Here is a 16427-nt window from a genome sequence, read left to right as displayed (position 1 = left end):
ACCTTTCAATTCCAATGTAGTTGTCTTCAAATCAAGCGTCCAATTGCTTTTTATTCAATAGACACATAGCTAAAAGTTATCAATTGCCATATAATTGCTGTGACAAATTCATCATAAAAATTGAAAGAAGCATTTCATGGATCTAAATCATTTACGCTACTTTTTAGCCTTATCACGTACAGAAAACTACACCAAAACTGCCAAATTACTCCATATCACCCAGCCGAGTCTCACCAAATCTATTCACGTTCTCGAGTCTGAGATCGGGACGAATCTCTTTGAAAAAAATGGTCGGGGAGTTCAGCTGACTCCACAAGGAAGACTTTTTGCCAACAACATTTCCGCCACCTTGTACTCCTTGGATCAAAGTATTTCGCAAATCCAAAATTTATCTAGCCCCAAAAGAGATATCAAACTAGTTTCATTAAGAAATCTCTCAATCAAATGGTTGCCAGAGATGGCTCAACAATTTCTGCAGTTCACTGATGATCCAACAATCAACTTGGACTTCAGCATTGGCAATGGCATGTCCCCACAGATGCTGAGAGATCTACGTAGGAAAAAATATGACGTCGCTTTTTGTTCAAAACTAGATGGATATGATGACATCGATTTTACTCCCATTGCCGAACAGACCATGGTCTGTATCACCCCAATAAATCACCCACTGGCTAACAGAACTAATGTAACGCTAAAAGAAACGCTGGCTTATCCACAGATCACATTTGCCAAAGAAAGTGGATTGGCATCGATCATGACAAAATTATTTGATGATGCCGGTGGCCAACCCATCAGCTCTTATTCGGTCGAGGAAGATCAAGCCATTGCCGGACTAGTAGCTAACAATTTTGGAATTGCCATCGTTCCCAATATGGCGATATTGGAAAATATGCCAGTGAAAGTCATCCCGTTATCTTTTCCAAAATGGCAACGGATCCTTTATATGGCCGTCCTCAAACAAAATACTTTACGTCCAGAAATAGCTAGTTTTGTTAAATTCATTCAACAACAAAGTCGTGATCTAGCTGTAAATAAGATGTAGAAAAAAGGAGTTCAGAAAAAAATTCTGAACTCCTTTTTTAATTCAAAACATAGTCGAGTGCAATCATGAACAATCTCTATGTAACTCCTTTTTCAATTTTCTATTTCTCAATCAGTTGTCCATCCTTAAGTTCCAACACCCGATCACAAATGGCCAAAGTACTATACCGATGAGTGACCACAATGACTGTTCCTTGATAGTGAACTTTAACAGTCCGCAAGATCAAGGCTTCGTTAATGACGTCTAAATTCGAGGTTGGTTCATCGAGGATCAATAATGAGCTTTCATGTACTAATGCTCGAGCTAATTCCAAGCGTTGAACTTCACCAGCTGACAATATCGGTTCAGCGGCTGATATCTTTGTGTCTAATTTTTCTTTTAATCCCTTAATAGTCGACGTTAAATCCAACCAACCTAAGACTTGCCAGATTTGTTCATCGGTAATTTGTTGGTCACGCAAGGTTAAATTTTCACGGATACTCGTGTTAAATATTTGCGCATTCTGTGGAACGTAACTAATGTTTTTTCGAAGTTGGCCCAATGTATAATCAGAGACTTCTTTTCCATTGATCATAACTTGTCCGCTCTGCGCTTGATACCAACGCATGATCAATTTCATAATAGTACTCTTTCCCGATCCACTAGCTCCGATCAAACCGATCCGTTCACCGGGAGATATTTTCATATTTGCCTTAGTTAAGATCGGCGCATCTAATCTCTCGGGATAAGCAAAGTCCACCTGCTCCAGTCCAAAACCTTCAATATTAGAGAGTTGCTTCTTTCCATCGTCTTCAATGATTGGTTTCTCATCGAGGAGTTCAAAGACGTGTCTGGCAGCCAATAGTCCTCCTGCCAATGAGCCTGGTAAATTGCCGAGTGACAATACTCGACTGAAGGTAAATGGAAAGATCAAAGCCCAAATCATCGGTAAATTGTAAAATTTGACTGCAATTACGAACAAAAGTAAAGCGACGACCATGGTCAATTGCATGCTCAAGCTATTACGAATTTGCCCTGTACTCTTCTTGCGGTCGAGTTGCCAATAAGCTTGACTGGCTGAGTGCAATTTCTCAAAATAAGGATCGACAGCTTGATACTGCTGTAATTCTGTTTTACCGAAGACAGCATCCGACATCAACCGCTGTTCCGTTAGATCAGCGGTGTTCAAATCATTCGTCAAACTGGTTAAATGTCGCTGACTGAGTATCGGAAAGACCATCCCGATCAGAAGATACGCTAATAAGGCTATTAATCCTAAAACTGGTTGAACGATCCAGAAAATTATTACGAAGATCAGCGATGTCAAAAATCCGATCACGATCGGTGACAAAGTATGAGCGTAAAATATTTCGATCTGGTCAATATCTTGTGCTAGCAACTTCAAAACGTCACTGCTACGAGCGCTGTCTAGTTTGGCTGGTGCTAGTTTCAATATTTTTTGATAAACCATGTTACGCATATTGGACAAGATTTTAAACGCTGCTAAATGACCGAGGTATTGTTCAAAAAAGCGTGTTATCCCACCGATCAACGCTAACAAAATGATCCATAACCAGAGCCACGAAATATTATGGAAAAGTGAGTCAAAACCTTGCCACAATAAGGTCATTTGTAAAATAGTTGCTACGGTACCCATTAAAATACTAGCTAGCAATATCAGATTAAGATGGCCGGCAGTTTTTAATAATCGTGTAAATAATTTCATTGTAAGCCGGCCTCCATCAATAGTTTTTGTTGCGCCGAAACTAGCTGTTTAAACTCGGGGACATCCGCTTGCAAACTGGTGAAGTCCCCACTGACTAGCTTCTTATCGGTGATCAAATAAAGTTGCGATAATTGTTGGAGGTCAGCCAATCGATGCGTGATCAACAAGACAATCTTGTACACGGCAATTTCTTTGATGGCTGCTAAGATCAGATCAGCGTTTTCTGGGTCGATATTAGAAGTGACCTCGTCAAAAATATAAACTTGTTTAGCACTCAAGATTGCCCTTGCAACGGCAATTTGTTGGCGCTGCCCAGGCGAAAGTTGTGAACCATTTTCACCCACTTCAGTTTGATAGCCTTTTGGCAATTGGGTCACAAACTGACATAAATTTAAGCTCTGTAAAATTTTTTGCCAATTTGCTGAAGTATTCGTCTGCAGAAGATTTTCTTCAATCGTACCTGCAAATAAGACGGTATTCGGTCCTAAATAAGCAACAGATCTCATCCAATCAGTAGTTGAGATCTGATCTAGATCTGTAGTGCCGTCAACTTTTATTTGACCATCGATAGGACGCAGCTGTTTCATCAAATTTTTAGCAATGGTACTTTTTCCGCTGCCGCTAGGGCCAGTTAAACCAATGATTTGACCAGGTCCCAACTGCCAATCAGAAATTTCCACCAAAGGTTCTTTGTAGCCAAATTGACCACTCAAACTAATTTGCGAAATATCCTGATCTGCTGGATTTTCTTCAATGTCAGCTGTTTTTCCAGCATCGATGATCGTAAAGAGCCGTTTGATTTTTGGCAACGTCGACATGAAGACGTGCATGAAATAACCAAACTTGCGGAAATCAATCAACCAAATCACGGTAATTGCACTTAGACCGATGGCCTGACTAATGGTCAAAGTACCAGTAGAAATAGCATGACCTTGCGCCATTAAGAAAAAGCCGATCGCACCATACAAACAAAAATCCATGATCGTTAACGACTGGAGTTGATAAACTAAAACTCCCATTGTTTTTTGCCGAAAATTCTCAGAATCCTTCTTAAAATCATTGGCATATTGATGTTGCCGGCCATTCATGATCAAAGTCGACATCCCTAAAAAGTCATCCAAAAAGCGCTGGCCCATTAGATTAAAACTCTTAATGTAGCGCAAATTAGTTCGATCACCCATACCTTGCAGCATTCCCATACCCATGCCGAGCAACAAAATCCCAGCAAATGGTATCAAAACTGACAATGGATCGATGAAGGAACCAATAATTATCACAACGATCCCCGTAAGAACCAGCTGTAAAATAGTCGGAATGATCGTGTCGAAGAAAATCGTTACGCTCTTCAAGGTTCGTAGATCCTGTTGCAAAACTTTCATCACATCAAAATCCGCCGTCGTTTCATCGTTCAAATAAGCTCGCAAATACTGATCCTGCAAGTCGCGACTAGCTGCGACGGCCCAGCCATTCTTATTGATCGACTTAATAGCCAGTAAGTAAACCACCGTAATAACAATTTGAATCGCAATCAAACTCAACAAAATTTTCGAAACTCGGTCACTAAATAACCATTGCGCCCCAGCCCAAAGTATCGTTACCACTAGCATTTCACTGAGCCATTGCCCGGATATTTGGATCCACATTTTCCAACGAGCAGCCTGCCCCAATCCCCACAAACGCTTAATCATGAAATCGCCTCACATAGAAAAAATAATAAATACTGATAAATTAATTATAAGCAAAGATTCCAAAAGATGCTTGGGATTTTATCGAATGATAAATAAAAAATGGTGCAGATTAAAAAATCCGTACCATTTTTCTTTTATTTTAAATTCGCTTTCCGATTTTGATAATCACAATACTCGCGAATGTATTTAATTGGGAATGGCTTGACAGTATATTGACCAATTTTAACAAACCCAACATTCATCAGTTGCATAAAATTATCAAAATTGTCTTCAATTAATTTTTCTTCCGTCATTTTTTTATCATCCGCAATAATCGCAACAATTTGTCGCAATCTAGTCGCTCTAGTAATTTTTTGCTGAACTTTGTTTGTACTTCCAACAAAATAATAGTATCTCCCATTTTCAGATACCAATCCCATTCCACTGAAACCAACAAACAAGTCTATTTCTTTAACTTGTCTGGATGAATTATTGAAGGTATAAGAATAGCTGTCCTCTAAATCTCGACAAATACTACTAACAGCTTTTTTTCTAAAACTAATTTCATTTTCTTTTAGCTTTGATTTGATTTCACCCACGGAGACGCGAACTCCATCGGGATCTGAGTCAAAGTTTTCTTCCAAAATTGAAATTATCGCTTCTGCAGTTTTTTGATATTCAGCATCATTGCTGTTTTCAGATAAATATGCAACGTTGGATATAACTTCACAAATTTTCAATCGTTTATTAGTATCGGCATGTGCTTGCTTTTCAGGCAATAATTCCATATTCGGAAAAACTTGCTTATCAGAATTTCGCACAGCAATGTAATCCGATTCAATCTTAACTGCATACTCGATGCTGCCCCAGACACTCTTGGTAAACCTGGCATCGCCTTTAATCCCAAATTTTGACAAAATGTTAAAACAAAGCTTTTCACTTTCAGTCTCCTCATTATTCTTAAAAAGCTGGACATTCTCTTGTTTGAATTCCATGTGTCCTGCTTTATCAATGTTCAGTTTTGTGACTTTAATGACAGCTTTTTTCACCCACTCAAAATAATAAAATGTATACTCAGAACATATATCCAACAATTTCGGATCAATATTTATCATTTGTTTTTTAGCTATTTGTTTTTTCAGGAATAAGTTTTCGAAGGTATTAATAACACTTGGATTAGTTGAAATATCTTTATCTTCTATTTTATGAAATTGGATTTTATTTTTCCGATTCAGTTTCCCCAAGCCATCTGGAGTAATATGCTGGATCCATTTTTTATTAGTACCTAATTCATACTCTTCTTTAACTTTTTTATTGTTCCGAGCATCTCTTATTACTTGTATGTTGAGTCCCTCAACGGATTTATAATTACGTTGAAAATTCAAACCATAACTTTCCAATTCCTTGCTTTCCATAAATAAGTCATAAACCATTTCAAATAATTTAGTCGACACTTTATCTTCACCGGAACAATAAATATTGATCGTTTCTCCAAAAAAATCGTGCCACGTTCGTTTGTTATCTTTTCTTCCTGGCAAGGTCATTGGCAATTTCCCATTAAAGAACTGAATCACTGGTTCATTTACAAAATCAATTTTCCCACCTTCAAATAATTGTCCAAAATGTTTTTCAAGATTCTTGATCACCTTGGAAATTACCCCAATTTTGCTTTCATCAAAGTTGCTTTTATCATCTAAAAGTATAAATTCGACTTCATTTCGTTTTAAAATATTATTTTTTTCGAAGAGTTCTAAGGATGTTTTACTAATATTTCTCCGAATTATATTTCTCTTATTATCAAACTCGTAGAAATCATAATCAGAATCCGTTTTCGATGTAGCCGTATACGTTACCACATTACAAGATAGAGTTTGATCCCATCCAATTTGGAATTGCAATCCAAAAATTTGTTTAGGAAAATTCTCGATATCTTTAATCCAATTTGATTTAGTAATAATTAAATCTGAACTTAGATTCTTAGCCGGCAAAAGATCATCCCCATCCGTAAGTTGATTGAGGAGTAATTGGAAGAAGTGATTTTTATAAAGTGTTATTTTCTGGGGCAGAGAAACTTTTGGAGAAAATCGGATGCTGTCCAATGATAATTTGCCAACCCACGTATAGCAGAGAGTTGAATCTTTCTTTAACAGCAGCAGGAAATACTGAAATTTAATAAATGTATAAGATATAACATCATCGTTTTCTAATAACCTATGAAATTCTGTAAAATCATTTTTATCTGGAACATGCACAACAGCGCCACTGTATTTTTCATTTAACTCAGCATACTTAAATTGATATTCAAGCTTATTAGTCGTTATCTCCATTAATAAATCTCCTTATTTTAATTACTGCTTTGTCATCCAATAAACAATTTCCTAAATCATCTAACATAGCTGGCACTTGTAAAATAGATTTATCATTTGTAGGAACAATCTCGTCATTTGGTGAACCCACAACGTTCAATACGATTACTTTCCATTCTTTACCTGTGTTTTGATTCAATTTTTCTAACTTCGATTTAATTTGCTCTACTATTTCTCTTTCATCTACTTGATGGGTACTTTCCCAGTTTTTAAAATCAATTGCAGTGCAATTGTCGACCACTGTATAGTCGAATAATTCATTATTTTTTAGATCCTTCATATTGGTTAACTGGACGCCAATTCTGTCTTCAAAAATAAATTTCCCACATACTTCACCTAGGATTCCTCGATAAAGATTCCTAAATTGAATTGGATTAATTATGTACCCTTTGGGTTTCCACTTAGTGGCATATCCTTTTTCTTTAAAAAATTCTTCTAACCCTGGATATTTCAAAAGAATATCTAGTCGTGAAGCTTCCGAAGAAATCTCAATGTTTGCATCACTTGTACCGAATTTGTATTGCTCTCCTGCCATATCTAACAATTTGACTTTGTATGAGGTATCAAATTGTGGATTTGGCAAATATTTCAGACCTCGTTTTGAATGATCAGGATCGTTTTGCAACTCAAGTAATTGATCTTCATCGATAGTTGGATACTTTAGCAAACTCTCTCTAACAAATTGATATTGATCAGCTATTGCTTGCTCTGTTCTAATTCTTCTGAGTAAAACTTCCAAATCATATTTGGTATATTCAGTTAAATTGAATTTTTCATTAAGTAATTGTTTCTCTTCCACGTCCAAGTCAGACTTGCTCGACGTTTTCTTAAGCAAAGATGATAATTCAGGACTGACATTTACATCATTTAAGCCTAGATGAGTCATCCTCTTCTTAAGTTGGCAATTTGCTAAAACTAAAGGGCTTTTAGACTTATTAAAGGTTCGGTTCATCCTTCCTAAAGCCTGAATCAACACCATCATCTGACTTGTGAGGACACTCTTAACATTTGCAGGTTTTGGTTTATATACCTGATTTGTTTCAATAGCTCTGAACTGTTCTAAAAGTTCAAACCGATCAATCTCATTTGCATCCATCATATAGTAAAGTTGGATAATATATCTAATTGTTTCTAAGTTAAATGCGTATTGTTTCGCATTAGTTAAAATATTAGTTATTTCGCCCAAATAAATTCCTGAAAGATCCATCTGCACATTTCTAGGATCTTTGTCTGATGCATTATCAGGAGCAATATTGACCGCGTATGGTTCATCGATTTGACAGAAATCATGTTGCAGATTTTGCCCTACACCAATTGATTGATAGGCACTTAACAAATAAACTCTCTTCCCTTGCTCGGGCAATTTCAAAGCGTCTTTTATTTGATCTTCAACTAAATAATCTTTATTTTTGGCAATAATACGTAGCTCCAATTTGTCTGCACTATTCTTGGCGAATGCATCAACTAACAGATCAAATCCTTGTTCTACTAATTCTCTAGACATTTCATCAAAATTATCAGGAAGTTTCGATTGTAAACCTAAAAATGAAATTAAGTCTGGCCGATTTATAAAATATATGAAGCTTTCAAACAACGAAACGTATCTATTTTTATAATATTCAGGATTATCTTTCTTGGATTTATTAGAGGCAATCATATTGATCCGTTCTGCAATCAAACTGTCTAATTCCGCTATCTTACTTTTATCAACTTGATCAAATTCAATAAATTCACCAGCTTCGATTAATTCCTTAACTGTAGTTGTTATATTATTTCCATCAGCATCAATAAACTTAGATTGAACCTTGATTCCATTTTCTTCGTATCTCTTATTTAAATTAAATTCTGCAATTGTTTCATCAGTTAAATATTTTTTACCGTCAATGAGTCTATCATCCAATTTAGATTTAAGATATTTTAAATCGTAGTTGTCTAAAACAGTAGGAATAAAGGCCGTAGCGGACAATCCTAATACCATTGCTTTTTCAGTGAGACTAAGTAAAAAGTTTTCTGCCGTAGTATTCAAAAAGGCAGCATTGATCCTAGTTTTGAATTCATGTTGTTCCGAATCTTCAAAGAAAAATAGGAACAGTCCGATACTTTGAAATGGATAAACAACATTAGGCTTTGTCTTTCGTTTGTCTTTATTTTTGTGATAACGTTGGACCTCTGTCTCAATATTCATCAGCATTTCCGCTTGTTGTTTTTCAAATCCGAGAGCGTCATATACAGTGAAACAAGCATCAATTTGATTTATTTCTGTATCCAAAGGGTTGTTATGATGATTTCTTTTACTACGATATTCGTCAGCAATTTGAATAATCATGCGATTGAATTTACGAATAAACCCTGAGACTCGATATAACATCTGAATAAAATGAAGGTCATCTTTCGGATCGTGGTCAATAATTACCTGATTTTTTTCATTATCTTCATGTGAATAAAACTTTTGATTTCCACTAACCAAAGTGGCAGTTGGGCCATGCATCAAGAAGCTCTGTTTTTGATTCTTATTCTCAGGGGTCTCAACTTTATGCAAATATGACAAATGGTATTCATCCAACAATTGCATTTCGACTTTAGATAATTTGCTAAAACTAGGATGCTTTTCGAGCATGATTCTTAAGGTTTTAGGAATATTGCCTTGTTGTAATTTCTCAAATGCCTCATGGATACTGTTGAAGAGAACAATTAAATCAGTACTGATCTTTAAAGCATCATCAATGGTCTTTTCAAGATATTGTTTCTTAGTTGCATCGAATTCATCGAAAACAATCAAGCTTTTATTCAACAAATTATTGAACATAATTGTTGAACCTTTAGATTTGAAAAATGGTTTATAACTGCTAATAAATTTGGCTGTGGTACAAAGAATGATGGAAAAGCACTCTAGATCAATTGTTGGATACACATTATAAATCCACTTACGAACTTCTTCCGTATCTTCTTTTATTCCATCTTGAATTTTTTTAACAAAGTCCTTACTCCGTTTCAACGAGGAATCCACCCCATATCTAGCCGCAAGAGTATTAGCAATAATTCTTCTAACTTCATATTCATACTGGTTAAGTTCATTCCACCCATGATTAGACTGCGGACTAATTGTTTGAATTTGTTGATACAGTTCATAAGAACTCTTCAACCGTGCCAATGCATCTTTCAATTTGGTAGACATGAGGCAATTTGGGAAATCGAGCTTATTCAATAAAGTATCAATGGTATCCGGCAAAGAACGCAAAATAGCAACATTTTCGAATCCGAACGACTGCCCATCCAACTTAAGATCATCCCAAACATTAATAAATCCAGGAAAATCTATATTTTTCTTTTGGTTAGTAACAAAAAATGCACGAAATTTTTCTTCCTTTAAAGCCTGACTACAAAGAAACAAGCGAACATTATAACTCTTCCCACTACCAGTAGGAGCATCCAATAAAGCAAGCTTCCCAGCGCACTCATTTTTAGAAAGGGCAGAATAAATATTTTCGAAATCTTCCAGCTTCATAATTAACTCCTTAATGGATAATTATTATTAATTTCATTTATAAAACTATGTGATTCGATAAACAATTATATGGTTTTAGTAAAACAAATCAGAAATAAAAAAACCATTAAAACGAATGAAAACGACCAATGAATACGTCACCAAAATATAATAATTTTTTTCAATAAATCGATTTTATAAATCACCAATAAAAAAATAACTAATTGAACCAATTAAATATAATTCAAAATAGCAACCGATGGTTTCAGAAAAATTAAATCAACAAGATAAGTAGAGGAACAATAATTACAACGAAAGCAAATGTTAAGCACCACAACAAATACCAAAAAATTTACAACTATAAAAATAAGTACCGTACCCCAAACCAAAAAATGAGTGTTGGTAACACTAGGTTCTGTGGGGGGATGGAGAGAATTCGACCGTCAGCCATGAAATTCCACTTGGCGACGGAGGAGCTTAGTGGAAGGCCCAGCTGTGAGATGTCCGAATTGGGTTTCTTCGGATAGCTCAGAGTGGTGCCCATGGCGTTCCACGGTCGCAATTCTCGGAATCCCCCCGCAGAACCGGCAATGAACCTCCACCCAAAATAATTAGAAAATAAAAATCAATCTCCAAGAAAAAACACAAAAAATCCCCCAAACCAACACTCAAAAAACCAATAAAATTAGAAAACAATTAGAAAAACCCTTGTTTTTTCTCACACAAGAGTGTACATTAAGGGATAATTCCCACATATAAATAAAAAGGTGGAAAAATTATAAACATCTATCAGAAGAAAGGAAGATAAGCATATGAATGTTGGTCTTGTCGGCGTGACCGGATATTCCGGAAGCGTTTTGTTCGAACTACTACTGCGACACCCACAAGTTGATCACATCAACCTCTACGGTCACGCACAGAAAGTAGCACAATCTTTAGAAGAAGTTCTACCTCAACTGCGACGACGCGACAACATTTTGCCTTATGATCCTGCTGATATCATGAAAAATAATCAAATGGTATTTTTCGCAACTTCAGCTGGTGTCACTACGAAATTAGCTAAACCCTTTTTGGAGGCTAACTTCCCTGTGATCGACCTAGCTGGAGACTATCGTTTGAAGTCACGTGACGTTTATAAGCATTGGTATAAAAAAGACGCTCCAGAAGACCAGTACTTACAACAAGCGCATTATGGATTAACTGATTTTTATAGTTCTAAAGGAGAGAAGTATGTAGCCAACCCTGGTTGCTATGCTACTTCAACGATTTTGGCTCTGGCTCCTTTAGTTCAAAATCATTTGATCGATCCAACTTCAATCGTAGTGGATGCCAAATCTGGTACATCCGGTGCGGGAAAGAAACTGACTGAGATCACTCATTTCAGTAAAACCAATGAAAATCTGCAACTGTATAAGGTAAATCAACATCAACACATTCCTGAAATCGTTCAACAATTCCAAGAATGGGACGAAAACGTACCTTATATTCAGTTCACAACAACATTATTGCCACTGACACGTGGAATCATGGCCAGCTGCTATGCAAAGGCAAAAGACAATGTAACTGAAAAAGAAGTACGCGACGCTTTCGTCAAAACTTATTCAGACGACACCTTTGTAAATGCAACTGAAGGAGTTTTTCCAACTTTGAAACAAGTTGTTGGAACTAACTTCTGTGACATAGGTTATCAATTAAACCCTGTTACCCATCAAATCGTGATAATCAGTGTAATTGATAACCTCCTAAAAGGTGCAGCCGGACAAGCGATTCAAAACTTTAATCAAATGTTTGATTACGCACCGGAAGCAGGACTTAACTTAAGTCCCGTCTTACCAATATAGGAGGATTTTTTTATGCAAACATCATCAGATGACGCAATTGCGTATAATATCGTGCCATTCACGTGGCCCAAGGGATACAAATCAGACGGAGTACAAGCCGGACTCAGTAAAGATAAAAAAGACATGGGCTGGATCTATTCAGAACAGCCAGCCCAAGCAGCGGGAACTTACACAACTAATCAGTTTCAAGCGGCACCCACAAAAATCACCAAGCAAACGATCGATCTAAATCACAAATTGCAGGCTGTTGTTATGAATTCTGCTAATGCTAACTCCGTTACCGGAAACCAAGGTGACATTGACGTTAAAAAAGAGCAACAACTAGTATCGGAAAAATTGAATATCGATCCTGATCTCGTGGGAGTAGCTTCCACTGGTGTTATAGGTCAAAATTTGCCGATGGATATCATTGAAAAAGGTATCAACTCCTTGCAGCTACTAGACAACGACAACGTTACTACTGCGATCTTAACGACTGACAAACATGCCAAGACCATTTCTACCCAACTAACGATCGACGGAAAAACCGTCACCATCAGTGGTTTTTGTAAGGGATCGGGAATGATCCATCCCAATATGGCAACTATGCTCGGCTTTGTCGTGACTGACGCTAAAGTAGCCGATGGTTTGTTACAACCGATCTTGAGTCAAGAAGTCGATTCTACCTTCAACCAGATCACGGTCGACGGCGACACTTCTACTAACGACATGGTCGTCACGATGGCTAACGGTTGTGCTGACAACGAACCATTAACTGAACAAAGTGAGCAATATCCAGCATTCGTAGCAGCTTTTAATAAAGTTTTAGCCGAACTAGCTAAAGATATCGCTGCTGACGGCGAAGGCGCCACTAAATTAGTCGAAGTCAATGTACAAAACGCTTATGACAAGACGGAAGCCCAACAAGTTGCTAAAGCTGTCGTTGGTTCTAGTTTAGTCAAAACGGCTATCTTCGGAAACGACGCCAACTGGGGCCGGATCGTTGCAGCCGTTGGCCAAACGAACGCTCACGTTGATATTGAACATACTTCCGTTTGGATCAACGATGTACCGATCGTTAAAAACAGTGCTAGCAGCGATTTTGACGAAGCACAAATGAAAGAAGAACTAGCTAAAAATGTTGTAACTGTCACTGTTGACTTAAACTCCGGAACAGCCAAAGGCCAAGCTTGGGGCTGTGATCTTACTTACGATTACGTCCGAATCAACGCTTCATACAGAAGTTAAATATGAATACAAACTACTAAAAAAGTATGAGGTAAAGAAAATGCAGGAAACTATCGTAATTAAAATCGGCGGAAATGCCAGCGACCAACTACCACAGACGTTTTTTGACCAGATCAAGACTTGGTGGGATCAAGGTAAAAAGATCTTGATCATCCACGGAGGCGGTCCCCAGATCTCACAGTGGAGTGAAAAATTACACTTAGCTGTCGAAAAAATTGATGGGATCAGAGTAACTGATTCAGAAACACTCAATGTTACTAAAGCAGTCCTAATAGGATTAGTTCAACCAAAGCTTTGTCAATTCATTGCCAATGCTGGACTTCCTGTGATCGGTATGAATGCTTCAGACAATCATCTGCTGCAAGGCCAATACTTGAACCACGAGGAATACGGTGAAGTTGGTAAAGTCACCTCCATCAACAAAAATTGGCTCGATGACCAATTGACCGACCAGATCGGCATCCTTGCTCCATTAGCTCAAACAGCTGATGGACACTGGCTCAACGTTAATGCCGATATGGCAGCAGCTACTATTGCCATCCAATTGGAAGCTGAATCACTCGTCTTATTGACAGATGTTCCAGGCGTTTTGAATTCGGGACAAGTTGTTCCTCAACTAACAGAAACGGCCGCAAATCAGCTTTTTCAAAATAATATTATTAAGTCAGGTATGATGCCAAAAATCCAAGCTTCTTTCAAAGCTTTAAAAAATGGCGTTCATCAAACATTTATCACCAATGACTTATGTCAACCAGGAACACAATTTCAATATCAAAACTAATTAATGGAGGAACATTATGGAGCACGTATTTCCAACTTATGCACGTTTTCCCTTTGATATAGTTGAAGGACACGATGTATTTTTAACAGACAATAATGGTAAGACTTACTTAGATTTCACGAGTGGCATCGGCGTTTGCAGCTTCGGCTACAGCAATGAACTGATCCAAAACAATTTAGCTGAACAAGCAAAGAAAATTTGGCACACTTCCAACTTGTATGACAGTCAAATTCAAGATGACGTTGCTGCTAAACTTTGCAACGGCGACCAGCTAGCTTTCTTTTGCAATTCTGGGACTGAAGCTAACGAAGCAGCTTTTAAATTAGCTCGTAAATATACTGGCAAAGCAAAAATTTTAGCATTTAATAATGGTTTCCATGGTCGAACATTCGGCTCAATGTCATTGACTGGAAATCCTGATATCCAAGCTGGTTTCACACCCCTAGTACCCGGCGTTGAATTTGCCAACTACAATGATGACGAAGCAATTTCACTGATCGATTCAGATTTAGCAGCCGTTATTTTAGAAGTAGTTCAAGGTGAAGGTGGCGTAAATGTTGCCGATAAAACTTGGTTGCAAAAAGTTCAACAAGCTGCTCACGACAATGGTGTATTACTTATCATCGACGAAGTTCAGACTGGGATCGGACGGACTGGTACGAAATTTGCTTTCGAACAATTTGGACTCGAACCTGACATAATCACATCTGCCAAAGCTTTAGGTAATGGCACACCCGTTGGTGCAATGATCGGCAAGAAAAAGTTGGCCGAGGCCTTTGGACCAGGAACTCACGGAACAACCTTTGGAGGAAATAAGCTCTCAATGGCTGTGGCGAATGGAGTTCTGGAACAACTGACTCCCGACTTTTTAAAACAAGTTCAAGCAAAGTCAAAATCACTTTGGGATAAATTAAATACTGAAATCAAACCATTGGAGCACGTGACTGATATTACTGGCCTCGGCTTCATGGTCGGGATTCATTTGGACGACTCGCTCAAAGTAGGCGAAGTCATCACCCAACTGCAAAACAAAGGATTATTGACGATATCAGCAAAATACAACACTTTGAGACTATTGCCTCCATTAATCATGGGCGAGGATAACTTGGTCAAGGGCGTTGAATTGATCAAAGACGTTTTACAATAAGAATATAGAGCGGAGAGGTCGCTGTGCCTCGGAGCTCGTTCATAGAAAAAACACGACTGGGCCTATTTAGGTTCAGTCGTGTTTTTAAATACTTTTATTGATCGAAAAAAAATGCGTTTATTTTTATTATATAAACTATAATAGAGGATGAAGAATCAATATTTTTCTCGAAATATGGTTTACCAATTTACCGTTTTTTATTATTACGTATGTTTATGTACTGAATAACTTCAATTCATGATGTATATTTAGACACTTGCCAATAAATTAAAATTAGGTTTAAATGGTAATTAATTATTTAATGAAAGAGTTTGCGAGAGGGAGTCTGTTTCATGACAGAAAATTTAAAATGGGACCACACTATTATCGATGTGAACGACATTAATGAAGCCATCAACTGGTTTGATGAGAAGGGAATTATCTTCCATAATGGTGGCAAACATGAGCAATGGGGTACGTCCAATGCTGTGGGCTACTTTGGTTTGAACTACATCGAACTGATGAGTGTATACAATCCAGAATTAGCCAGTCACGTCGTTCGTGATGGTGCAACTTCAATTTACGATTGTATCCATGATTTACCAAATCAACATATCAATACTATCGGTTTTCGGACTAATGATATTGAAGCGGTGCACGAGCGTTTACTGTCGCAAAATTTCCCTGTTGAAAATATCCAAACCGGCACCCGTCGGGATCCAAAGGGAAATCTCATTACTTGGAAGATATTCTTTGTACGAAATAAATTTTTCCAAGTTCCCTATCCTTACGTTGTTCAATGGAACGACCCAGACTATATTCGAAAAGAGAATTTGATCAAAAAGAATTTACTAGTCGAACATCCTCGAAAGAATATCATGGTCAAACAAGCTATCTATCGAGTTACAAATCCCGAGATAATGGCTATTAAGTGGGGCCAATTCATTGGCATCCCTCCTGTTCGTGACGATAAAGACTATGTAGTCGACTTTGGTGATCGTCAAATTATCTTTAAGTCAGGAAAAAATAACTACATTACTGACTTAGTCTTTAGTAATTCTGGCGACTTAGCCGGTCAAGAATTTTCATTTGGTGATGCTAAATTACAATTTAAATAATCAAAAGCTTCTGACCGTTGGTTGGAAGCTTTTTTTTGATGACAAAATTAATTCATATAATTTATTTAAT

10 protein-coding genes are annotated in these 16427 nt (G+C 37.3%); 6 read left to right on the top strand and 4 right to left on the bottom strand.

Annotated features, from left to right (window positions below; translation table 11 throughout):
- Positions 1–136: 136 nt before the first annotated feature.
- Positions 137–1042, top strand: a complete 906-nt coding sequence (locus EKM78_RS01725; RefSeq protein WP_125768467.1) for a LysR family transcriptional regulator — start codon at positions 137–139, stop codon at positions 1040–1042.
- Positions 1043–1142: 100 nt separating this feature from the next.
- Here EKM78_RS01725 and EKM78_RS01720 read toward each other — a convergent pair whose 3' ends face one another.
- From EKM78_RS01720 to EKM78_RS01705, 4 genes are all read right to left on the bottom strand, one after another.
- Positions 1143–2747, bottom strand: coding sequence for an amino acid ABC transporter ATP-binding/permease protein (locus EKM78_RS01720; protein ID WP_125768464.1), 1605 nt, complete (start codon positions 2745–2747; stop codon positions 1143–1145).
- A complete protein-coding gene (locus tag EKM78_RS01715; RefSeq protein ID WP_125768461.1) occupies positions 2744–4435 on the bottom strand; it encodes an ATP-binding cassette domain-containing protein in 1692 nt (563 codons plus the stop codon). Before EKM78_RS01715 ends, EKM78_RS01720 begins: the two co-directional genes overlap by 4 nt.
- A gap of 134 nt (positions 4436–4569) precedes the next feature.
- Positions 4570–6741, bottom strand: coding sequence for a hypothetical protein (locus EKM78_RS01710; RefSeq protein WP_125768458.1), 2172 nt, complete (start codon positions 6739–6741; stop codon positions 4570–4572).
- Positions 6725–10285, bottom strand: a complete 3561-nt coding sequence (locus EKM78_RS01705) for a hypothetical protein (protein WP_125768455.1) — start codon at positions 10283–10285, stop codon at positions 6725–6727. Before EKM78_RS01705 ends, EKM78_RS01710 begins: the two co-directional genes overlap by 17 nt.
- Positions 10286–11076: 791 nt before the next feature.
- Between EKM78_RS01705 and argC the strand changes: the two genes are divergently transcribed.
- The 5 genes from argC (at position 11077) to EKM78_RS01680 (ending at position 16357) form a co-directional block, all read left to right on the top strand.
- Positions 11077–12105, top strand: coding sequence for an N-acetyl-gamma-glutamyl-phosphate reductase (argC, locus tag EKM78_RS01700; protein WP_125768452.1), 1029 nt, complete (start codon positions 11077–11079; stop codon positions 12103–12105).
- 12 nt (positions 12106–12117) lie between these two features.
- Positions 12118–13332, top strand: a complete 1215-nt coding sequence (argJ, locus tag EKM78_RS01695; protein WP_125768449.1) for a bifunctional glutamate N-acetyltransferase/amino-acid acetyltransferase ArgJ — start codon at positions 12118–12120, stop codon at positions 13330–13332.
- A gap of 40 nt (positions 13333–13372) precedes the next feature.
- A complete protein-coding gene (argB, locus tag EKM78_RS01690) occupies positions 13373–14113 on the top strand; it encodes an acetylglutamate kinase (protein WP_125768446.1) in 741 nt (246 codons plus the stop codon).
- Positions 14114–14129: 16 nt separating this feature from the next.
- A complete protein-coding gene (locus EKM78_RS01685) occupies positions 14130–15260 on the top strand; it encodes an acetylornithine transaminase (protein WP_125768443.1) in 1131 nt (376 codons plus the stop codon).
- A 332-nt stretch (positions 15261–15592) separates the two neighbouring features.
- Positions 15593–16357, top strand: coding sequence for a VOC family protein (locus EKM78_RS01680; protein ID WP_125768440.1), 765 nt, complete (start codon positions 15593–15595; stop codon positions 16355–16357).
- Positions 16358–16427: the final 70 nt, after the last annotated feature.

The sequence above is a fragment of the Companilactobacillus furfuricola genome, assembly GCF_003946325.1.
GTDB classification, from domain to species: Bacteria; Bacillota; Bacilli; order Lactobacillales; family Lactobacillaceae; genus Companilactobacillus; species Companilactobacillus furfuricola.
Note: the sequence above shows the minus strand (reverse complement) of the source record. Positions and strands in the feature narration are given on the sequence as shown.